This is a genomic window from Methylobacterium sp. Leaf91, assembly GCF_001422815.1.
Classification (GTDB): domain Bacteria; phylum Pseudomonadota; class Alphaproteobacteria; order Rhizobiales; family Beijerinckiaceae; genus Methylobacterium.
Window position 1 is genome coordinate 19952 of record NZ_LMMP01000005.1, and the last position, 21267, is coordinate 41218.

General features: G+C 69.5%; 20 protein-coding genes. 9 read left to right on the forward strand and 11 right to left on the reverse strand.

Annotated features, from left to right (window positions below; translation table 11 throughout):
* The first annotated feature begins 16 nt into the window (after nt 1–16).
* Both ASF32_RS06305 and hpxZ read left to right on the forward strand, forming a co-directional pair.
* Nucleotides 17–1411 (forward strand): AtzE family amidohydrolase, encoded by a 1395-nt coding sequence (locus ASF32_RS06305; RefSeq protein ID WP_056425445.1) that lies wholly within the window; start codon nt 17–19, stop codon nt 1409–1411.
* 8 nt (nt 1412–1419) lie between these two features.
* The gene (gene hpxZ / locus ASF32_RS06310; protein WP_056425448.1) at nt 1420–1800 is read left to right on the forward strand and encodes an oxalurate catabolism protein HpxZ; all 381 of its coding nucleotides are present in this window, start codon (nt 1420–1422) and stop codon (nt 1798–1800) included.
* An 83-nt stretch (nt 1801–1883) separates the two neighbouring features.
* On the opposite strand, the gene ASF32_RS06315 is transcribed toward hpxZ, so the two are convergent.
* The 5 genes from ASF32_RS06315 to ASF32_RS06335 all read right to left on the reverse strand — a co-directional run bounded on the left by ASF32_RS06315 (nt 1884) and on the right by ASF32_RS06335 (nt 6822).
* Nucleotides 1884–2498, reverse strand: a complete 615-nt coding sequence (locus tag ASF32_RS06315) for a hypothetical protein (protein WP_056425071.1) — start codon at nt 2496–2498, stop codon at nt 1884–1886.
* 43 nt (nt 2499–2541) lie between these two features.
* On the reverse strand, nt 2542–3972 hold the full coding sequence (locus tag ASF32_RS06320) for a protein adenylyltransferase SelO (protein WP_056425074.1): 1431 nt from the start codon (nt 3970–3972) through the stop codon (nt 2542–2544).
* Between the two features lie 98 nt (nt 3973–4070).
* Nucleotides 4071–4565, reverse strand: a complete 495-nt coding sequence (locus ASF32_RS06325) for an AAA family ATPase (RefSeq protein ID WP_056425077.1) — start codon at nt 4563–4565, stop codon at nt 4071–4073.
* Between the two features lie 51 nt (nt 4566–4616).
* Complete coding sequence (gene pucL / locus ASF32_RS06330) at nt 4617–5459, reverse strand: factor-independent urate hydroxylase (protein ID WP_056425080.1); 843 nt, start codon at nt 5457–5459, stop codon at nt 4617–4619.
* Nucleotides 5460–5481: 22 nt separating this feature from the next.
* On the reverse strand, nt 5482–6822 hold the full coding sequence (locus ASF32_RS06335) for a nucleobase:cation symporter-2 family protein (RefSeq protein ID WP_056425451.1): 1341 nt from the start codon (nt 6820–6822) through the stop codon (nt 5482–5484).
* Between the two features lie 301 nt (nt 6823–7123).
* On the opposite strand from ASF32_RS06335, the gene uraD reads away from it, so the two are divergent.
* The gene (gene uraD, locus ASF32_RS06340; protein WP_056425083.1) at nt 7124–8020 is read left to right on the forward strand and encodes a 2-oxo-4-hydroxy-4-carboxy-5-ureidoimidazoline decarboxylase; all 897 of its coding nucleotides are present in this window, start codon (nt 7124–7126) and stop codon (nt 8018–8020) included.
* 50 nt (nt 8021–8070) lie between these two features.
* Here uraD and ASF32_RS06345 read toward each other — a convergent pair whose 3' ends face one another.
* Nucleotides 8071–9759, reverse strand: coding sequence for an MCP four helix bundle domain-containing protein (locus tag ASF32_RS06345; RefSeq protein ID WP_056425453.1), 1689 nt, complete (start codon nt 9757–9759; stop codon nt 8071–8073).
* 304 nt (nt 9760–10063) lie between these two features.
* Between ASF32_RS06345 and ASF32_RS26360 the strand changes: the two genes are divergently transcribed.
* Both ASF32_RS26360 and ASF32_RS06355 read left to right on the forward strand, forming a co-directional pair.
* Nucleotides 10064–10348 (forward strand): hypothetical protein, encoded by a 285-nt coding sequence (locus ASF32_RS26360; RefSeq protein ID WP_244483600.1) that lies wholly within the window; start codon nt 10064–10066, stop codon nt 10346–10348.
* Between the two features lie 123 nt (nt 10349–10471).
* The gene (locus ASF32_RS06355) at nt 10472–11488 is read left to right on the forward strand and encodes a KpsF/GutQ family sugar-phosphate isomerase (RefSeq protein ID WP_056425088.1); all 1017 of its coding nucleotides are present in this window, start codon (nt 10472–10474) and stop codon (nt 11486–11488) included.
* 525 nt (nt 11489–12013) lie between these two features.
* Here ASF32_RS06355 and ASF32_RS06360 read toward each other — a convergent pair.
* Complete coding sequence (locus tag ASF32_RS06360; protein WP_056425091.1) at nt 12014–12667, reverse strand: TetR/AcrR family transcriptional regulator; 654 nt, start codon at nt 12665–12667, stop codon at nt 12014–12016.
* Nucleotides 12668–12706: 39 nt separating this feature from the next.
* Here ASF32_RS06360 and ASF32_RS06365 point away from each other — a divergent pair, with 39 nt between their 5' ends.
* From ASF32_RS06365 to mutL, 3 genes are all read left to right on the forward strand, one after another.
* A complete protein-coding gene (locus ASF32_RS06365; protein ID WP_056425096.1) occupies nt 12707–13156 on the forward strand; it encodes an abscisic acid-deficient protein Aba4 family protein in 450 nt (149 codons plus the stop codon).
* Nucleotides 13153–13977: a hypothetical protein gene (locus ASF32_RS06370; RefSeq protein ID WP_056425098.1), complete on the forward strand. Its 825-nt coding sequence runs from the start codon at nt 13153–13155 to the stop codon at nt 13975–13977. The genes ASF32_RS06365 and ASF32_RS06370 overlap by 4 nt, the downstream gene beginning before the upstream one ends.
* Before the next feature lie 71 nt (nt 13978–14048).
* The gene (mutL, locus tag ASF32_RS06375; RefSeq protein ID WP_056425456.1) at nt 14049–16016 is read left to right on the forward strand and encodes a DNA mismatch repair endonuclease MutL; all 1968 of its coding nucleotides are present in this window, start codon (nt 14049–14051) and stop codon (nt 16014–16016) included.
* A gap of 126 nt (nt 16017–16142) precedes the next feature.
* On the opposite strand, the gene ASF32_RS06380 is transcribed toward mutL, so the two are convergent.
* The gene (locus ASF32_RS06380) at nt 16143–16754 is read right to left on the reverse strand and encodes an FMN-dependent NADH-azoreductase (protein ID WP_056425100.1); all 612 of its coding nucleotides are present in this window, start codon (nt 16752–16754) and stop codon (nt 16143–16145) included.
* A 76-nt stretch (nt 16755–16830) separates the two neighbouring features.
* On the opposite strand from ASF32_RS06380, the gene ASF32_RS06385 reads away from it, so the two are divergent.
* The gene (locus ASF32_RS06385; RefSeq protein ID WP_056425104.1) at nt 16831–17235 is read left to right on the forward strand and encodes a helix-turn-helix domain-containing protein; all 405 of its coding nucleotides are present in this window, start codon (nt 16831–16833) and stop codon (nt 17233–17235) included.
* A gap of 43 nt (nt 17236–17278) precedes the next feature.
* Here the strand turns inward: ASF32_RS06385 and ASF32_RS06390 are convergent, their stop codons facing one another.
* The 3 genes from ASF32_RS06390 to ASF32_RS06400 all read right to left on the reverse strand — a co-directional run bounded on the left by ASF32_RS06390 (nt 17279) and on the right by ASF32_RS06400 (nt 21240).
* Nucleotides 17279–18412: a spore photoproduct lyase family protein gene (locus ASF32_RS06390; RefSeq protein ID WP_056425107.1), complete on the reverse strand. Its 1134-nt coding sequence runs from the start codon at nt 18410–18412 to the stop codon at nt 17279–17281.
* A 66-nt stretch (nt 18413–18478) separates the two neighbouring features.
* Nucleotides 18479–19036, reverse strand: a complete 558-nt coding sequence (gene rsmD, locus ASF32_RS06395) for a 16S rRNA (guanine(966)-N(2))-methyltransferase RsmD (protein WP_056425110.1) — start codon at nt 19034–19036, stop codon at nt 18479–18481.
* On the reverse strand, nt 19033–21240 hold the full coding sequence (locus ASF32_RS06400) for a pseudouridine synthase (protein ID WP_200919059.1): 2208 nt from the start codon (nt 21238–21240) through the stop codon (nt 19033–19035). The genes rsmD and ASF32_RS06400 overlap by 4 nt, the downstream gene beginning before the upstream one ends.
* Between the last annotated feature and the right edge of the window lie 27 nt (nt 21241–21267).

Sequence of the window (21267 nt, forward strand, 5' to 3'; positions counted from 1 at the left end):
AATGACGAACGACACGATGAACGATCCGAGCACGATGCACGCGGCGAAGATCGCCGGGTCCGTGAGGGACGGGGTGATCGGCGCCCGCGAAACGGTCGAGGCCGTGCTCGCGCGCATCGCCCGGGTGGACACATCGGTGAATGCCTTCACCGACGTGCTGCCCGAGCGCGCGCTGGCCAGGGCAGATGCCATCGATACGGCGCGGAACCGTGGTGAGGCGCTGGGGCCGCTGGCGGGCGTCCCCTTCGCGGTGAAGAACCTCATCGACATCGCGGGCCTGCCGACGCGGGCCGGCTCGAAGATCAACCGCGATCTCGCCCCCGCCGAACGCGACGGCGCCTTGGTGAGACGGCTCGAAGCGGCCGGGGCCATCCTCGTGGGCGGTCTCAACATGGGCGAGTATGCCTATGATTTCACGGGCGAGAACGTCCATGACGGCGCGACCCGCAACCCGCACGATCTCGGCCACATGTCCGGCGGCTCGTCCGGGGGTTCGGGCGGCGCGATCGGCGCGGGCCTCGTCCCGCTGGCCCTCGGCTCGGACACCAACGGCTCGATCCGCGTCCCCGCCGCCTTCTGCGGCTGCTTCGGGCTGAAGCCCACCTATGGCCGGCTGACGCGGGCGGGAAGCTTCCCCTTCGTCGGCAGCCTCGACCATCTCGGGCCGATGGCACGCAGCGTCACCGACCTCGCTTTGTCCTACGATGCCATGCAGGGGGCCGATCCGGACGATCCGGTGGCGACCACCCGCGCGCCCGATCCCGCCATGCCGGGCCTCGATGACGGCATCGGCGATCTGCGCATCGCCGTGGCGGGCGGATACTTCGCGCGTGGCGGTGACCACGAGGCCTTCGTGGCGGTGGAAACCCTCGCCGCATCCCTGGGCGCCAAGCGCCGGGTGGAGATCCCCGAAGCCGCACGGGCGCGGGCCGCCGCCTACCTCATCACCGCCGCCGAGGGTGCGGCCCTCCATCTCGACCGCTTGCGCACCCGCGCCGCCGATTTCGACCCGGCCGTGCGCGACCGGCTCATCGCGGGAGCGATGATTCCGGCTCCCTTCGTCGAGCGCGCGCAGCGCTTCCGCCGCTGGTACCGGGCGGCGATGCTCGACCTGTTCCGCGAGGTCGACATCATCCTGGCACCCTCGACCCCGTGCCGGGCTCCGAAATCGGGCCAGGTCACCTTCGAGCTCGACGGCGTCACGCTGCCGGTGCGGGCGAATATCGGCGTTTTCACGCAGCCGATCTCGTTCATCGGCCTGCCCGTGGTGGCGGTGCCGGTACGGGTCGATGACGGCCTGCCCCTCGGTGTCCAGATCATCGCCGCTCCGTGGCGCGAGGATCTGGCGCTCCGGGTCGCGCGCCACCTGGAGAGGAACGGCGTCGTCTCCGCGCCGCATGCGACCCTGTGAGCGAGCCGATGGACATCGACGCAGCCGACGTGATCGCGGAAGTCGAGGCCGCCTTCGCGGCCTATGAAAAGGCGCTGACCGGCAACGACGTGGCGACGCTGGAAGCCCTGTTCCACGACGATCCCCGGACCATCCGCTATGGCGGGGGCGAGAACCTCTACGGCATGGACGCGATCCGTGCCTTCCGCCGCGCGCGCTCGCCGGCCGGGCTGGAACGGACCCTGTCCGATACGGTGATCACGGCCTATGGGCGGGATACGGCCGTGGCGATGACCCTGTTCCGCCGCGACGGATCGCCCGGCAAGGTGGGTCGGCAAAGTCAGACCTGGATCCGTTTTCCCGATGGCTGGAAGGTCGTCGCCGCGCATGTGAGCGTCATCGACGGATAGGCGCGGAGAGCCCTGGCCTGCCTCTCTCGCGGAGACCGCGTAGGAGAGCGAGCGTCAGCGACGTGCGGGGCGGTAGCGCCTGCTCACGTCTCCTGAGGCGTCGTCTCGGTCACCACGCGGCGCAGGCGACCCTTGCGCTTCTCGTACTGGAACATCGAGGTCAGGGTCGGATCAGCCGGATCCGATGCCGGGCTCATCGGCGCCAACTCGGGCGCCGGCGCAGGCTCGGGGGCCGGTGCAGGCTCGACCGCCGGGGTGGGAGCCCTCCGTTCGAGCGCGAGGCGCACCACCTCACGGTCGCGCAGAATGATGGCCGCAATGGCGTTGTCGGCGGCCATCGTCGCGCTGGCGCCGTCGGTGAACGTGATCGGCAGGGTCGCGGTGGTCGTGGCCGAGGATTCGAGCACATCGAGCCCGAGCCCCACGAAGGAGGCCGCAAAACCGAAGGGCGACGGCAGGGCCTTGGTCGTCGTGGCGAGCGCGCCTTGGAGACCGCGCACGATGTCGCCGCTCCAATGCGGCTCCGTCGCCGGGTCGGTCGGCAGGCCGAGATCGGAAAGATCCTCCACGCCACGGATATCGCCGTTGGGAAAGCGAAACACGCCGTTGTCGTAGGTGGCCACTCCCTCGCCGAAGGAGCCCGCCGTGATCCGAATATCCGTCATCGTGCCGTCCTGGCGGACGTCGACCGCCGCCATCGCCCGAACCTACGCAGCCATGTGTCCGAAACAGGGCGTCGCCTCAGACGGCCGGCGCGGGCGCCGTACCATAGGCCTCCGCCATCTCGGCGATGGCATCGAGCTTGGCATGGAGCGCCGACCAATCGTCCCGCTCGGCAATCGGATCCCACAGCGCCTCGACCTCTTCGATCAGCATCGTGCAGGGCTCGCGCCGCGCAAAATACGGATGATCGAGCCGGATTCCTTCCGCCGGGGACAGGGAAGCGAGGCTGGTTCTGACGGGGGCGAAATCCTCGCGCTCGTAGAAGGCGGAGGAGGGGCTCGCCGCCGCACGGTCGGTGCTGGCGAGGCCGCCATACCAGTCGAAGAACGTCTGCTCGAACGGCGCCCGGCTCTTCGCCAGGAAGCCCCAGAAGGCGGCGACGAACCGGTGCAAATCCGCCTCGTCCGCCGGCTTTGCCAGGCCCAGCCGGGCGAGGAGGGCCTCGGCGAAGGCATCCTGAAGGCTCGTCCCGAAGACCTTCAGCGCGCCTTCGAGGGCTTCGCGGTCGGCGAGCGGCATCAGGCATTCGGCGAGCCGGCTGAGGTTCCAGAACAGCGCCTCGGGCTGCCGGCCGAAACTGTAGAGCCCTTGAACGTCGAAATAGGCGGCGGTGAAGCTCGGATCACTGGCGGGCGCGAAGCGCCACGGGCCGTAATCGAAGCTTTCGCCGGTGACGTTGATGTTGTCGGTGTTCAGCACCCCATGGACGAAGCCCGCCGCCATCCACTGGGCGCCCGTGCGGGCGACCCTGCGGCAGACCTCCTCCAGGAAGGCGACGGCGCGGGGCCCGGTCTCCTCCCGCCACGCGTCGGGCAGGTAGGTCCCCACCGTGTAATCGAGGAGTTTCTGGATGTTGTGCGGCTCGTCCAGCGCGAGCAGGCGCTGGAAGCTGCCGATGCGGATATGGGAATGGCTCAGCCGCACCAGGACGCTGGACCGGGCGGGGGAGGGCTCGTCGCCGCGCTCCAAGTCTTCGCCGGTCTCGATCAGGCTGAAGGTCTTCGAGGTGTTGACGCCCAGGGCCTCGAGCATGGAGGTGGCGAGAATCTCGCGCATGCCTCCCTTCAGGGTGAGGCGGCCATCGGCGGTGCGCGACCATGGTGTGGTGCCGCTGCCCTTCGTCGCGAGATCGAGGAGACGCCCATCCACGAGGTCGTGAAGCTGCGCGAACAGGAAGCCGCGCCCGTCGCCGAGATCGGGGTTGTACGAGCGGAACTGGTGGCCGTGATAGCGCAGCGCCAGCGGCTGGGGCAGGCTACCGGGTAGCGGCTGGAAACGGCCGAAATGCGCGATCCACGACTCGTCGGACAGACCGTCGAGCCCCACCCGCGCCGACCAGGGCCGGTTGCGATAGCGCAGGATCGTCTTCGGGAAATCGGCGGCGGCGACGACGTCGTAGAAGTCGGTGCCGAGTTCCATGTGCTTCGCGGCGGTGCGGGGTGATGGCATGGGCGAGCGCGGGTTCCTGCGATGGAGGCCGGACTCTAGCGAGAGCGGCGCTGCGATGACAGCCACCCCAGATGACGCGAGCGCCTCTCGGGGGAGAGTCATGACCCCTCGAACCGGCGCTGCTCCGCGCGGCTCGCCAGAATGACGACCTTGCCGGGAAACCGTTCGATCAGAGCGAGGTTCCTCGCCCGCCTCTTGCGGTTCCAGGTCCAGACGTAGCGCAGGAACTCCATATCGAGCCGCTCCGGGCAACCGAGCGCCGCATCCGGCCGGACCCGGCCGTAGCTCGCCGCCAGCCGGCGGATCACCCGCGCCATCGTGAGCCAGGCCGGAAGATCGAGATAGACCAGTGTGTCCGCCGCCTCGAAGCGCGGCCCGATCGTGTCGGTGTAGTTCCCGTCGATGATCCAGCGCGGAAGGGCGGCGAGACGCTCCACCTCGGCGCGGAACGCCTCGGCCGGCACGGGCTCCCAGCCCGGACGGAAATAGGCCTGATCGAGATGGAAGACGGGCAGGCTGCGGGCGGAGCCCAGGCGTCTCGCCAGGGTCGATTTCCCGCTGCCCGGCGGCCCCATGACGATCACGCGCTGCATGCGGACCTGCTTAGCCGATGAGCGGTCGCCGCCGCCAGAGTGTGCGTCGCGCTACCGCTCCCGCCCGATCGTCGCCTCGATCTGTCCGTGCGGTTCGTCGGTGGGCAGGAACACAGCGTTCGGGTTGTCGAGGCCGAAAGGCGCGAGGTTGATCGGGATGTAGTGCTTGTTGGGCATGGCGAAGGCGATCTCGGCGATCTCCGGGATCGCGGCCAGGACCGCCTCGCCCATCCGGTACATGCTGTCCTGGACACCGTAGCTGTACGTCGTGCCGAACACCGCGATGAGGGTCGCCAGCACCTGGGCGTTGGCGGCAGCATAATCGGCCGGGATGCCGGCCCAGGTCCAGGTCGCGTCCATGCTCGTCGCGGCGATGCGGTCGCTGGTATCCGGCAGGGTACGGTATTGGTCATCGACGAAATCGGCCCAGCCGGACTGGGTCGTCTTCATGAAGGTGTAGCCGCGCAAGCCGGATTTCAGCACCGACCCGGCGCGGTTCGCCGTGAGCTTGACGAAGCCGACGCCGTTGCCGTCGAGGGTGAAGGTATGGCCATGCGGCACGCCCGCGATGGCGTGGCGCAGCCAGCGCGTCTCTCGCGCCTCGATCACGACCTCCTCGACCTGTGGATAGGCGTCGAGGAAGACCGATGCCACGGCGCCGGCGAACGCTTCCTTCTCCGCCGTGAGATGCTTCGCCGCCGTGACGTTGACGATGTTCTTGACGCTGTCGGTGGCGACGCAGGCCCGGTTGTCGCCCGCCGTCCAGGCACGGTCGAAACCGCCCTTCATCAGCACCTTCACGTCGAGTTCGCGCGGGGTATGGTGGTCGCCGTCGCGGGCCAGCCGCATCACCCGCACCCGTCCCTTGCCGTAGGTCGACGCCGTCAGGGCCATGATCGGTTCCTTCTCGTTTGCCTCAGGCCTCGGCCGCGTGGGCGATGCGGGTCGCCTCCGAACGTGCGGATGCCGCATCGCCAAGGCCGTTGAAGAACAGATTCAGCACCACCGCCGCCACAGCCGCGAGCAGGATGCCGGATTCCAGCAGCGGATGCAGCGCATGCGGCATATGCTTGAAGAAATTCGGCGCCACGAGAGGGATCAGGCCGAAGCCCACCGATACGGCGACGATGAAGAGGTTGTTGCGGTTGCGCGCGAAATCGACCGCGCCGAGGATGCGTGCGCCCGTGGCCGCCACCATGCCGAACATGACGAGGCCCGCGCCGCCCAGGACGCATTGCGGCACCGCTTCCACCAGGGCTGCGAGCTTCGGGATCAGGCCCAGGCCGAGCATGATGAAACCACCCACCACCGCCACGTAACGCGAGCGCACGCCCGTGACCCCGACGAGGCCGATATTCTGCGAGAAGGAGCTGTAGGGGAAGGTGTTGAACACGCCGCCCAGCAGCGTGCCGAGCCCGTCGGCGCGCAGGCCGCGGCCAAGCCGCTCCTCATCGACCGGGTCGTCGGTGATCTCGGCCAGGGCCAGGAACATGCCGGTCGATTCGATCATCACCACCACCATCACGAGACAGAGCGTGAGGCTCGCCACGAGATCGAATTTTGGCCAGCCGAAGGCGAAGGGACGCACGATGTCGAGCCAGGGGGCAGCACCGACGCGGGTGAGGTCGACGAGGCCGAACGTACTCGCAGCCAGCATGCCGGCGACGATCCCGATGAGCACCGAGGCCGAGGCGACGAAGCCCCTGGCGTAGCGCGTGAGGAGAAGGATCACCGCCAGGACGAAGAGCGCGATGCCGAGATAGAGCGGCGCGCCGTATTGCGGGTTGCCGACGCCCCCGCCGGCCCAGTTCACGGCGACCCGCATCAACGAGACGCCGATGACGAGGATGATCGTGCCGGTCACGACGGGAGGAAACAGCGGGAGCAGCCGGCCGACGAGCGGACCGGCCAGGAACGCGAACAGGCCGGAGACGATCACCGCCCCATAGATACCCGCGAGGCCGAGATCGGGGTTGGTGCCCATGGCGACCATCGGCGTCACGGCCGCGAAGGTGACCCCCATCATCACGGGCATGCGGATGCCGATCCCGGGCATGCCCCAGGACTGGACCAGGGTGGCGAGACCACACGCGAAGAGATCCGCGCTCACGAGGAGCGCGACCTGCTCCGGTGCCAGACCCAGGGCGCGTCCCACGATGAGCGGCACCGCCACGGCACCGGCATACATGACGAGGACATGTTGGAGGCCAAGGAGGACCAGAGCGGCCGGCGCGACCTTTTCGGGAGGGCGCTCCATTCCCGGCAACGGATCGGTCGTGGAGGGAGAGCGTTCGATCACGGTCAAGGCTCCTTCCATGGACCCGCCGCACGGCCCGCGCACGGCTCACCCATTTCGAGGAACACCCGCAAGCGATGTGCCAGCGAAACGACCCTCGGCAGGGATGCAAAGTCGGCGATCGTCCGCCCGCATTCACACCCATTCGCCTTACACTCGCTCGCCCGGGCCCCGATCGTTCTGGCCCGTTGCCTGCTATGAACGGGCGAGGGCCTATCCGGGACGAACAGCGGAGCGACGTGCCCCGGAGACGAGGGATGCCATGAGTTCTCCTGCCGCCCTCGATCTGACGGACCTCAATGCGGCGACGGTCGCGGACTTCGTGTCCGCCCTCGGCGCGGTGTTCGAACACGCCCCTTGGGTCGCCGAGGCTGCAGCCGGCCGGCGCCCATTCGCCACGGTGGCGGAGCTGTTCTCCGCGATGCGGGGCATTGTTGAGGAAGCCTCGGACGAGGATCGTCTCGCACTCCTGACCGGCCATCCCGAATTGGCGGGCCGGGCCGCGCGATCCGGCGACATCGCTGCGGATTCGGTCGCAGAACAAGCATACGCCGGTCTCGACCGGCTATCAGGTGCCGAATACGCCCGGTTCGAGGCCCTGAACGCGGCCTATTCCGATACGTTCGGCTTTCCCTTCATCCTCTGCATCAAGCGACACGGCCGCGCCTCGCTGCTCCGCACGTTCGAGCAACGTCTGGCCTCGACGCCGGCGATGGAGCGGGCGACAGCAGAGGAGGAAGTGTTCCGGATCGCCGCGATCCGCCTCGATGCTCTGGTGAAGGGGGAGGGGAGGCTGCGCACGACCGGCCGCGTCTCCACTCACGTCCTCGACACCGCTTCCGGCAGGCCGGCGGCGGGGGTCGCGGTGTCCCTGTACGAATGGGTTTCCGACGACAGGGCCGCCCTCGTGGCCAGCACGGTGACGAACGCCGATGGACGCACCGACGCGCCCCTCATCGGCGGGAGGCCGGTGCCGATCGCGGCCTACGAATTGCGGTTCGGCATCGGCGACCATTTCCGGCGGACGAATCCCGGACTACCGGAACCGCCCTTCCTCGATATCGTCACTCTGCGCTTCGGGGTGAGCGACCCGGAGGGTCACTACCACGTCCCGCTGGTGGCGAGCCCCTGGAGCTACCAGACCTATCGCGGGAGCTGAGCTCGTCCGTGGAGACGGTGAGTCGCAGATCCCGCGAGGGAGTGCCCCGGTCAGGCGGCGCGGATCGTCGCGAGGAAGCGGCCGAGTTCGACGTTGAGATGCTCGGACTGGCGTGACAGTTCCGATGCCGCGCCGAGCACCTGGCTGGCCGCTGCTCCCGTCTCCTCGGCGGCGTCCGCCACGCCCACGATGTTCACCGTCACCTCGCTCGTGCCGGTAGCGGCCTGGGCCACGTTGCGAACGATCTCCTGTGTCGCGGCGCCCTGCTGCTCCACGGCGGCCGCGATCGACGTCGAGACGCCGCTGATTTCCTGGATTCGCGTGGTGATGCCGCCGATCGCCGAGACCGCCTGATCCGTCGACCTTTGCACCGAGGCGATGTGCCCGCCGATCTCTTCGGTCGCCCTGGCCGTCTGGTTGGCGAGCTCCTTGACCTCCGCCGCGACCACGGCGAAGCCGCGGCCGGCCTCGCCGGCGCGCGCCGCCTCGATCGTGGCGTTCAGAGCGAGGAGATTGGTCTGGGCCGCGATCGAGGTGATCATCGTCACCACATCGCCGATCTTCAGCACCGCCGAGTTGAGATCCTTCACGAAGGTCGTCGTCCGGGCAGCCTCCTGAACGGCGGCATGGGACATGTCGGCCGAGGCGCTGACCTGACGGCCGATCTCGTGCACCGACGAGCCGAGTTCCTCGGCCGCGGCCGCCACGGTGGTGACGTTGGACGCGGCCTGATGGGCAGCCGCGGCGACGCTGGTGGATTGCGCAGCGGTCTCCGTGGCGGTGCCGGCCATGCTCTGGGCTGTCGCCTGCAGTTGCGTCGCCGAACTCGTGACGCTCTGGATGATCCCGCCGACCGCGGCTTCGAAACCGTCGGCCATGGATCGCATGGCCGACTTGCGCTGTGCTTCCGCGCCGGCCCGGGCCAGTGCGGTCTCCTCCTCCAGAGCCTTCATGCGCAACAGGCCGTCCTTGAACACCTGCACGGCATCGGCGATGCGCCCGATCTCGGTCCGGGCCTTCTGGTGCGGGATGGTCACGGAGAGGTCGCCCGCAGCGAGGGTCTGCATCGGCCGCACTACGGAATCGATCCCTCCGGTGACGCCCCGGATGATGACGAGGGCGGAGAGCACGGACAGCACGACGGCGACGACGATGGCGGAGATGCCTAGGGTCCGGGTCTGCTCGAACACTTCCTTGCTGCGCGCCTGTGCCATATCCGCACCGACATTATTGAGGTTCACGAGTTTCTCGAGGGCCTCCGACACGCCCCGGCGGATGGCGAGCCCCTTGGTCTCGTACAGGGCGAAGGCCTGAGCTTTCTCTCCGCTGCGGGAGAGATCCATGATGGCGTCGCGCACCACGGCGAATTTCGCGGCCTCACGGGTATACGCGTCGTAGAGGTCGCGCTCCCCGGGGGACGCAATCATCGTCTCGTAGGATTTCTTCTTCTCCTCGAGCTTCTTTCCGAAACGGACGAGGTCGCCCTCGATCGTGGCCTGCTTCTGCGCATCGGTCTCCTGGGCATGGCGCAGGATGACGGCGCTGTTTCTCGCCGTGAGTGTATCGATCTCGCCAAGTACACGGATACTGGGGAGCCAGTTGGTCTCGATGTGGAGTGCCTGTTCACGCATGCGCAGGGTGCCCAGAATCCCGAGCAGCCCCAATCCCATGATGAAGACGGTGAGTATCGAGAAAGCCACGATGAGCTTCGTGCGAATGGGGAGAGCCTGGAGCGTCACAACGAACCTCATCAAGACCACCATCCGGTCATTCGGTGGGGCGATCGAATGTCGACACTCCCTCGGAATCCTTAAGGTTCACTTTTGATTGCTTCGTCTCTTCCTCATCCCTTCGCGACACATGTATTCTTCTGTCATCGTCAGAGATCTGCAGGGCGATGCCCAATCCGGCCGTGCCTCGCCCCATGTCCCCATTCGTCCGAAACAGGACAATCGCGCATTGGGATCTGTTCCGGCATGCGGATTGCACTGCATTGACTTCCGTTTGACGTGCCGACAACCAATCACCGTGAGACATTCAACCGTGGCAGCACGACCGATGACACGCTTCTTCACCGTTACTCTCGCGGCCGGTCTTGTGATCGCATCCGCGAGCCTCGCTGTCGCGCAGAGCTACGGCGCCCCCTCGGGCCGCGACGCCGCCACCGCACCGGGCGGAACGGAAGGCGTGGCCGGTCCTCGCAACGAAGCCGAGGCCATCCGGAGCGGCGATGCCGTTCCGGTGCCGCAAGGTGCGGGGGGCATTCGGGCCGATGAGCCGAAAGTGCCGCCCCACGCCCCTCACACGCATCCGTCCCCGCGCCCCTGATTGCGCCGTTGGCGCAACGGGCTCGGAGCGTCGACGACGCCAAGCCCCCATCCGACCACATTCCCCTTGCATAGGCGGATTGGAACGGTGCCGGGCGCACCGGCAACGATACGGGGATCTCGGATGGGCGTTGCTGCAGCGGAGAAGCGGGTTTCCGAGCCCGATGCCGGGCACCTCCCCGCCGTCGCCTCCGCCCTTCGGACCATCGAGACCGAGCGCGAGGGCCTGCGCTGCCTGATGGAGGCCATCGGCAACGGGCTCGGCGCGGCCTTTTCCGAGGCCGTCGCCCGAATCTCCGACGCGAAGGGCCGGGCCATCCTCACCGGCATGGGCAAGTCCGGCCATGTCGGCCGCAAGATCGCCGCGACGATGGCCTCCACCGGCACGCCGGCCCTCTTTGTTCATCCAGCCGAGGCCAGCCATGGCGATCTCGGCATGATCCAGCCGGAGGACGTCGTCGTCGCCCTGTCCTGGTCGGGCGAAACGACGGAACTGGCCAACATCATCGGCTATGCGCGGCGCTACCGGGTCGGCCTCATCGCCATCACGGCGAATGCCGGCTCGACCCTCGGGCGGGAGGCCGATATCTGCCTGACCCTGCCCAAGGCCCGCGAGGCCTGTCCCAACGGGCTCGCGCCGACGACCTCCACGGCGATGCAGCTCGCCCTGGGCGACGCCCTCGCCGTCGCCTTGCTCGAGGCCCGCGGCTTCTCAGCCCGCGAATTCGGCATCTACCATCCCGGCGGACGCCTGGGAGCCTCGCTCCGTCAGGTCCGCGAGGTGATGCATGCGGGCGACCAGCTGCCGGTGGTCCGGCGCGGCACGGGCATGCGCGCCGCCATCGCCGAGATCGACGCCAAGGGATTCGGATCGGTGGTGGTGGTGGAAGAGGACGGCCGCCTCGCCGGTATCCTCACCGACGGCGACCTGCGCCGCAACGTGTTCAGGGCCGATCTCGACGGCCTCGTCGTCGAGGCGCTGATGAGCGTCCGGCCGCGCACCGTGAGCCCGGAGACCCTTCTCGCCAAGGCCCTGGAAATCCAGGAATCGATGAAGATCACCTCGCTCATCGTCGTGGAGAACGAGCGCCCCGTGGGCCTCGTCCATTATCACGACCTGCTGCGGGCCGGGGTCGCCTGACCACGGGCCTTTCCTCCGCGAAGACCGGAGCGTATCCGCCCCCCGGTCTTGGGGCACGGCACTCGCACATCTCGCGGGCAGCAAGGGTCCCCTCTCTTGGAAGGCAGGGTGATCGCATATGCCGATTTACTCGTCGAGAAATTGAAACGCAGCACCCCGTCATCCCGGGGCCGCGCAGCGGAGCCCGGGATCCAGAAACACAGGCGGTGCAGGACTTTGCACCGTCAGCGGATCTGGATTGCACGCCTCTGGCGCGGCCCTCCGGGTCCGGGCTCGCCTCTGGCGACCCGGAATGACGGCGCGGTACCATATGCGATGGCCCTGCCCGGAAGGAGAGGGACAGGGTGAGGTATGTGACCTCTCCGGAGATGGACCACACCTCACCCCAGCCCTCTCCTTCCAGGAGAGGGAGCCCGTCGCGCCTCATGTCGAACCCGCCAGGATCAAGGGAACGGATGTCGAGCAGATGTGTGACCCATTAGAGTCTTGGGGTGAGAGCGGGAACCGAGCTGGGTCGCCCCGGCATCACACCGTCAGGCAGTCGAGGATAGGCTCCAGCATCCCGTCGATCACCCCACGCGCCGCCTCGGCCGGCCCCAGCGCTCCGTCGAGGGCAAGCCGCGCGAGACCATGGACCACGGACCAGCAGGCGACGGCCTTCGGGTCCGGGGCGGTATGATTGGAGACCGCCGGTAGTCCGCCATCCTCGAAAGGGGTTCCGGCCACCGCCGCTTTCAGGAGCCCGAATGCACGACCGGCGGCCGCCGCGTAGGCCGCGTCGCCCGTATTGATCCGCGCACAGCGCCACATCGTGTCGAACTCGGCCGGATGGTCGAGGGCGAAGCCGATATAGGCCCGGCCCTGGCCGCGGATGCGCCTGTCGCGGTCGGTCGCGGTGGAATCGGCAGCGGCCAGCGCGTCGCCCAGCATCCGGAACCCCTCCGTCGCCACGGCGGTGAGTAATCCGCGCGCATCGCCGAAATGATGCTGCGGGGCCGCCGGCGAAACGCCCGCGCGCCGCGCCGCCTCCCTCAGGGAAAATCCATCGATCCCGCGCTCTCGCAGGATGGCCGTCGTCGCATGGATCAGGGCGGCCCGCAGATCGCCGTGATGGTAGGCAGCAGCCTCGGTCGTTCCGACGTCCTTCGACGACTTGACAGTGTCAAGATGCTTATCCATGCTCGATCTATACGATGTCAAGATAAGGATGGGCAAGACGTGATCCCCGCAGCCAGCCTGTTCTCCCTCTGCAGCACGATCGCCCTGTTGGGCTGGATCGCCCTCGCCATCGCGTTGTTCGCTCCCCGTCTCCGAAGGGCTACCTGGATCGGCACCGGCCTCGTCCTGCCGGCATTCCTGGCGGTGGCCTATCTCGGTGCCCTGGCGGCAGGGTTGGCAGGCGGCGCGAAAGGCGGCTTCGACTCCATCGAGGCGGTCCGCGCCCTGTTCGCGGACGATCATGCACTCACCGCCGGCTGGATCCATTATCTCGCCTTCGACCTCTTCGTCGGCACCTGGATCGCTCGCGCCGGGATCGGAGCGGGAATCTCGCCGCTGCTGCTCCTGCCCTGCCTCGTCCTCACCTTTCTGGTCGGCCCGGCCGGTCTCCTCCTCGCCCTCGTCATCGGATTCAGCACCGGCAGGCTCGGCCTGGAGACCCGGACATGATCCCCTTCACCCTCGGCGGAGACGCTCCCCACCCCACGGCACTCGCCCGGCTTCGGGCGGACGATCCCGTCCTCACCGCCTTCGGCCTCGCCTGTCTGTTGACCGGCGCCGTCACCCTGGCACTCCCCCTGGTCGATGGGCGGCTCATCGATGGCGGCTTTGTCTGGGCGAAGCCCGCGAAGTTCTTCGTTTCGGTCGGTGTGTACGCCCTGACCTTCGCCTGGTTCACCGGCTACGTCCGGCCGGATCGGCGCCGCTCCCGCTCGCTGCGCGCCGGCCGGCTCCTGATCATCGTCGCCGGCGGGTTCGAACTCGGCTACATCACTCTGCAGGCGGCGCGGGCCGAGGCCTCGCATTTCAACGACGGCGATCCGCTGCACGCGTCCCTCTACGCCCTGATGGGGATCATGGCGCTCACCCTGCTCGCTGCCAAGATTCCCCTGGCCGTCGCGGTGGCGGTCCGGCCACGTCCCGGCCTTGAGCCGAGCCTGCGCCTGGCCGTCCTTCTCGGCCTCGCGACGACGGTGATCCTCGGGGCCGCCACCGGCATCGCCCTCAGCGTCAACCACGGCCATGCGGTCGGCCCGACCGGTGCGAGCCTGCCCCTGCTCGGCTGGAACCGGGCGGGCGGCGATCTGAGGGTCGCCCATTTCCTCGGCATGCATGGGGAACAGATCGTGCCCCTCGCAGCCGCCGGCTTCATCGCCCTCGGCTTGCCGAGGCGACGGATGCTCGTGACGCTGGCGGCCTGCCTCCTCTGCATTGTCGTCGCGGGTGCCTGGGTCCAGGCTGGTCGGGGCCTCGCCTTTCCCTTCTTTTGACCGCGTCCTTCCCACCGCGATGACGTCGGCAGCGCTTTGAGGCGGCGGCGCGCTCGCCTATGGTCGGGGGAATGCCACCCGTGCTCCGCCCCGTCCGCCGCCTCGACCCGATCCTCGTGGACCGCATCGCCGCGGGCGAGGTGGTGGAGCGCCCGGCCTCCGCCGTGAAGGAACTGGTGGAGAACGCCATCGATGCGGGCGCCACCAGTATCGAGGTGACGATCGAGGCGGGGGGCCGCCGGCTGATCCGCGTGGTGGATGACGGCGCCGGCATGAGCGCCGACGATCTCGCCCTCGCGGTGGAGCGCCACGCCACATCGAAGCTTCCCGGCGGCGACCTGACCCGCATCGATTCCCTCGGCTTTCGCGGCGAGGCGCTGCCCTCCATCGGGGCTGTGGCCCGCCTCTCCCTCACCAGCCGCACCGCCGAAGCCGAGAGCGGATCGACCCTGGTGGTCGATGCCGGGATCAAGGGCGAGGTCCGTCCCGCACCGAGCCCGCGCGGCACGCGGATCGAGGTGACGGACCTATTCTCGGCGACGCCGGCACGGCTGAAATTCCTCAAATCCGACCGCGCCGAGGCGCTGGCCATCGCCGATGGGTTGCGGCGTCTCGCCGTGGCGCAGCCGCGGATCCGCTTCGCCCTCCGCTCCGAGAGCGGCAGCCCCCTGGTCTTTTCCGCCGAGACCGGCGACGACGCCGACCTGCGCCGGCTCACGGCGGTGCTGGGGCCGGATTTCGGCGCGAGTTCCGCCCCCCTCCAGATGGCGCGCGAGGGCTTCGCCCTGTCCGGCCATATCGGCCTGCCGAGCTACCATCGCGGCGCGGGCAACCAGATCCACTTCACGGTCAACGGCCGCCCGGTGCGCGACCGCCTGCTGCTGGGCGCCGTGCGCGGGGCCTATGCCGACACGATGAGTTCGGACCGTCATCCGGTGCTCGGCCTCGCCATTACCTGCGATCCCGCCCTCGTCGACGTGAACGTCCATCCCGCCAAGACGGAGGTGCGCTTCCGCGAGCCGGGCCTCGTCCGCGCCCTCATCGTCAGCGCCATTCACGAGACCCTGCGGCAGGTGGGAGCGCGCAACGCCAGCACGGGGGCCGCCCGCACCCTGGACGCCCTGCGGCCGGGCCATCCCTCATCGACGATGCGGCCTGCAATGACCGCACATTCTGGACGTGGCGCCTGGTCGGGCAGGGCGGCGCTTCCGCCGGGCCTGCTCTCGTTCGGCGCGCCGGCCGGCCTCGCGCCGGCATCGTCCTTCGGTGCGCGCGGGGGCCTGTTCGAGGCCCCGCAGGCGGCGTTCGATCGGTCCGGGGCAGGGTTCGAGGACCCAGGGTTCGAGGAAGCCGGGCAGGCGCTGTTCTCCGGCGATCTCGCGCCACCGGGCGCCGATATGCGCGAGCCGGAGGTGGAGCCCCTGCCGGACGATCACCCGCTGGGTGCCGCCCGCGCGCAGCTCCACGAGACCTACATCGTCGCCCAGACCCGCGACGGGATCGTCCTCGTCGACCAGCACGCGGCCCATGAGCGCCTCGTCTACGAGCGGCTGAAGCGCGAGCGCGCCGCCGGCGGCATCGCCCGCCAGGGCCTCCTGATCCCGGACGTGGTGGAGATGGCGCCCCAGGACGCCGAGCGCCTCGTCGCCGCCGCACCCGACCTCGACCGCCTCGGCCTCACCCTGGAGGCTTTCGGCACGGGTGCGGTCCTGGTGCGTGAAATGCCGACGGCGCTGGCCGGTGCATCCACCCGCCGCCTGCTGGAGGACGTTCTGGACGCCCTCGACGCGAGCGGGCTGGAGGAGGGCAGCGCGGACGGCACCGAGGGCGGTCCGCTCGGGCGGCGTCTCGACGCGATCCTCTCGCGCATCAGCTGTCACGGCTCGGTCCGCGCCGGCCGGCGCCTGCGCCCCGAGGAGATGAACGCGCTCCTGCGCGAGATGGAGGCCACCCCGTTCGCCGGCACCTGCAACCACGGCCGCCCGACCTTCGTGGAACTGAAGCTCCAGGATATCGAGCGGCTGTTCGGCCGGCGCTAGAGCGCTCTCCGCCGAAGTGGATGCCGGTTCGGCGAAAAAGAGCGCGGCAAAACAAAGGCCTGGAGATGTGCCCCGGCCCAACGTGGTCGGGCGCAGCTCTAGGGAGCGGCGCCGGTTCATCGGTCCTCAGGCGGTCGGCAGGGCGGAGGCGGCGTCGAGCGCCCCGGCGAGGGCCTTCTCGCGGGCCTCGGGACCGAGGGCGATCCCCTCGGCGATGACGAATTCCGGGTTGGTCACGCCGATGAAGCCGAGGACGACCCGCAGATAGGTCTCGGCATGCTCCGCCGAAGCCGTCGGCGACCCCGCCCCGTAAAGGCCGCCGCGCGACACGGCGACGATGATGCGTTTCTCAGGCACGAGGCCGACGGCGCCGCTCTCGGTGTATTTGAAGGTCTGGCCGGCCACGAGGATGCGGTCGATCCAGGCCTTGAGCTGGGTCGAGATCGTGAAATTGTAGAGCGGCGCGCCGATCACCACGATGTCGGCGGCCAGGAACTCCGCCAGCACCGCGCGGCCGAGGGCGACGTCGTTCTGGATGTCCGGCGTGTTGGTCGCATTGGGCTGATGGCCCGCGAGATAGGCGCCGGAGAGATGAGGGATCGGCGTGGCAGCCAGATCGCGATAGGTCGTCACGAGGTTCGGTGACCCTGCCTGAAGGCGGGCGACGATGGCGGCCGAGACCGCGCGGCTGACGGAATGCTCGCCCAGGATGCTGCTGTCGATGTGCAGAAGGTTCATGTTCGATCCTCGGTATCAGAAATATACCGAGGCGCTATAGAGTACCGGAGCGGCGCTCGCGCAAGGAGGCACATTGGTGGAACCCGGTCACAGCGACGTAACCGAGGCACAGGCCTCTCACCGCCCCGGCGATTGCCGGCTGGTCGGTACGGTGCTGGCGCGCGTCGGCGACAAATGGAGCATCCTCGTGGTGATGACGCTCACGGACGGGCCCCGGCGCTTCAACGAGTTGAAGCGGATCATCGGCGGCATCTCACAGCGGATGCTCACCTTCACCCTGCGCGGCCTGGAGCGAGACGGCCTCGTTTCGCGCACGGTCACCCCGACGATCCCGCCCCGGGTGGATTACGAACTCACCGAGCTCGGCCGCTCGCTACAGGTGCCGGTCCAGGCACTCGGCTCCTGGGCCTTCGCGAACCTGCCCACGATCCAGGCCGCGCGGACCCGTTTCGATGCCGGCGGCGAGACGGACCCGGCTTGAGACCGGGGCGTTCGACGGGCGTGACAGCGGGAAGACCGGCCGATCAGGTCCAGTAGAGGACCCGCGCGAAGGGCAGTTCGCGCGCGACGGCGGCGGTGATCGTCTCCCGCATGGTCCGCATCAGATCGCGGGGATAGACGTATTTCACCGAGCCGAACTTGGTGAGCTTGCGACTGCGCTCGTCCTCCCGCATCGGCAGGTCGGAGCCGGGATACCAGCCCTGGAGCACGTCCTTCGACCCCGGCGTGAACCGGTGCGTGATGAGCTCCACGGTGAGGTCGGGGTTGGAGACGCCGGACAGCGCCTCCGCCACCTCCCGCAGGAGCCCCTCATAGGCGTCCGGCCAATCGGGAACGGCGATGATCGGCGCGATGGTGAGCCCCACCGGATAGCCGGCGCGGGCCATGGCCCCGAGCGCCTGCAGGCGGGCGTCGAGACTGGCGGTGCCGCCCTCGTAGCGCGCGGCGGGACGCGCGTTGAGGGAGAACCGCACGCGGGTCCGGCCCCGATGGGGCAGGGCCAGAAGCGGCTCGACGGCGGCGAATTTCGTCGTGAAGCGCAATTGCACCGCCGCGTCCCAGGCACCGAAATGCGTGATCGCCGCCGAGAGCGAACCGGTCAGGTGCTCGATGCCGAGGGGGTCGGTGTAGCAGGAGGCCTCGAAGGTTGTGCCCTCCTCGACCCGGCCGGCCTGGGCCGAGGTGACGCCGCCCTTACCGAGATAAGCCGGCAGATTCCCGAGGATGGCGTCGAGATTGGCATAGGCCCGCGTCACCGGCGGGCCGGACAGGGAGCCGGCGAGGTAGCAATACTGGCAATGGGCCGGGCAGCCCTCCGCGAGATCGAAGCGCCAGTCGGCACTGGGCGGGATCGGCAGCAGCTTCAGCTTGGTCGGGGGCGCCACCACGATGGCGAGGGTCGCCTTCGCCTCGCGATAGGCCCGGCGTGGATCCTCGTCGCGCAGTCCCGTGAGACGGTTGCTTTTCAGACGCTCCACCGGGAGACCGAGCGCCTCGGCCCGCGCCAGCATCGCGCGGCCATGGGCATGGTCCAGGGCCGCCGGCGTCACCAGGACACGGCGCGGCCTCCACAGGCGCGCGTCACGCGAAGTCCCTACCGGCCCGGCCTTCGCCGGCTCGGCCGTCAGGGGATCGCGTGTGACGTCTTCGAGGACCATGGCGGAGCAACGCGGCGGCGATGCCCCGGGGTTCCCGGCGCGCGCCGGGGTCGCAGGGTCGACGCGTCAGGCCTGGAAGCGCGCGAAGGCCAGGGCGGTGTCTCCGTAGATCCGTCGTTCGAGCTCGGTGAAGCCCGGCGGCAGCGCGACGTTGGCGCCGGCGGCCTCCTCCACCACCACGAGGGCGCCGGGGGCGAGCCACCCGCCATGGGACGCGCTGGCGAGAGCGGCCGGCGCGAGGTCCCTGTTGTAGGGGGGATCGCAGAAGACGAGGGTGAAGGTCCCGCTGGTGCCGGCCGGGCCGAGCTTGGTCGCATCGCGGCGGAACAGCCGCGTCTTGCCGGCACAGCCCAACGCATCGATGTTCTCGCGGATCAGACCGCGCGCTTCCGCCCCCTCGTCCACCAGGAGCGCGTAGCTCGCCTCGCGGGACAGGGCCTCGAAGCTCAGCGCCCCGGTTCCGGCGAAGAGATCGAGAACCCGCGCGCCCGCCACCGCGTCGTCATAGGCATGGGCGAGAACGTTGAAGAGCGCCTCGCGCAGGCGATCCGAGGTTGGCCGGATCGCGTCCGATTTCGGGGTGGCGAGGCGGCGTCCACGCAGGTCGCCGCCGACGATCCTCACCGCGAGCCGCCACGGGGCGGACGTCCGCCCCCGCCACCGGGCTTACCGCCCGCGCCGCCGCCGCGATTGCCGAAACCGCCGGGCTTGGCCGAACCGCCGGGACGGGACGAGCCGCCCGCCTTGAACCCGCCCGGCCTTCCGGCCCCGGCGGGTTTGCCCGATCCGCCGGGCTTGCCGAACCCACCGGGCTTTCCGCCCGGGCGGAAGCCGCCACGATCGGCGCCGGAGCGTTCGGCGCCGATGTCACGGTCGCCGCCCTGGCGGTCGTCGGAGCGGCCCTTGAAGCCCGCTCCCTTGAAGCCGCCCGGCTTGAACCCACCCGGCCGGCCGCCACCGGGACGATCGTCCCCGCCACGATTGAAGGCCGGCTTCTCGCTGCGGAATCCCGCCGGCCTGTCCCCGCGCGGCTCGCCGCGATTGAAGGCCGGGCGTTCCGCGCGGTCGTTGAAGCCGCCGCCATCGCGAGGCTTGAAGCTGCGGGGGCGCTCGTCGCCGCCACGCGGCGGACCGCGCCGCTCGGCACCGTCCTGCCGTCCGAACCCGCCGCTGCGCGGAGCATCGTCCCGGCGCGGGGGTCTGGAATCGCTTCGCGGAGGCCTTGCATCGCTGCGCGGGGGCCTGGAATCTCCGTCGAACCGGCGCTGCGGCGGCCGCGCATCGGCCTCCTCGCGGCGGGCCGCCTTGGCATCGGATTGGCGCAGCGTCCGGACCGGACGCTCGGCGGCGCCCGTCTCGTCACGCCGTGCACCGCGATCACGCCGATGCGGCTCGGGAGCCGGCTCCTGCGGGCTCGCCTTCAGGCGCTCCACCAGGACACGGCGCTCGCCGGTGTTGATCGCGCCCACGCGCTCCCGGCCGCGAGCGGCGGATGCCTCACGCTCCGCCTTGGGATCGGCGCCACGGCGGGGGATCTTGACCCGGCGCGGGCCGTCCTCCTGCGGTGCGGCCTCGTCCGCGCGCCAGACCGAGCGCCGGGGGCCGGCACTGTTGCCGCCGGTGGGGACCCGTGCGGGTTCGGCGGGCTTGCGCAGGGGGCGGTCGCCGCCGCGATCACGGTCACCGCCGCGCTCATAACCGCGCGGGGCGTCGTCATAGCTGCGCCCGGCGCTTCGCGCCGCGGCCGCCGAGGCGCTGCGGGCGGGCTGTTTCGCCTGCTGCTGCGCGGCTTTCGGCGAGCCGAACGGGGCGATGGGCTCACGGTTGGGGCTGGTGAAATCGACGCCGGCCTGATCGGCGAGGGTCGGGCCCAGCTGCTCCTTGAGCACCTTGGTGCGAATCTCTTCCACCAGTCCGACTTCGAGGTCGCCGAGCTGGAACGGGCCGAAGGACAGGCGGATCAGCCGGTTCACGGCCAGACCCAGATGTTCGAGGATGCGCTTGACCTCGCGGTTCTTGCCCTCGCGCAGGCCCAGCGTCAGCCAGAGGTTGTCGCCCGAGGACCGGTCGAGGACCGCGTCCACCGGGCCGTAATCCATGCCGTCGATGGTGACGCCCTTGCGCAGCTTGTCGAGCTCGGCCTGATTCGTGTCGCCATGCGCGCGGACGCGGTAGCGCCGCAGCCATCCGGTATCGGGATGGGCGATCACCTTGGCGAGGCCGCCATCGTTGGTGAGAAGCAGCAGGCCTTCGGTGTTGATATCGAGGCGGCCGATGGCGACCACGCGCGGCAGGTCCTCGGGCAGGGCCTCGAAAACGGTCTGGCGTCCTTCCGGATCGCGCGCCGTGGTCACGAGGCCCCGCGGCTTGTGATAGATCCACAACCGGGTCCGCTCGCGGGCGGGCAGGGGCTCGCCGTCGACAGTGATCTCGTCGGCATCCGTCACGTTGATCGCGGGCGAGGTCAGCACCTTGCCGTTGAGGGTGACGCGGCCCTCGGCGATCATCGCCTCGACGTCGCGGCGGGAGGCGATGCCGGCGCGCGCGATGGCCTTGGCGATACGGTCGCCCTCGGGCGTCGCCGAATCGGAATCACCGGCGGCATCGTCCCCGGCCTTGGCCGCAGGCCTCGGCAGGGCGGCCTTGCGGCGCAGGGGAGCGTCTCCTCCCCTGGCGGGCGCGGCGGCCCGGCGGGGCTTCGGCTGCTCCTCGGCAGAGGGGCCGGGCACGCCCGCATCGGTCGCCGGGGTCCAGGCTTCGCCGGAAACGCTGTTGGTCTCGGGCGCGTCCTCGGACCCGCCCGTCTGTTCGTCTGTCTTGTCGCTCATCCGAGCCCCATAACAGAGCGGAGGCAA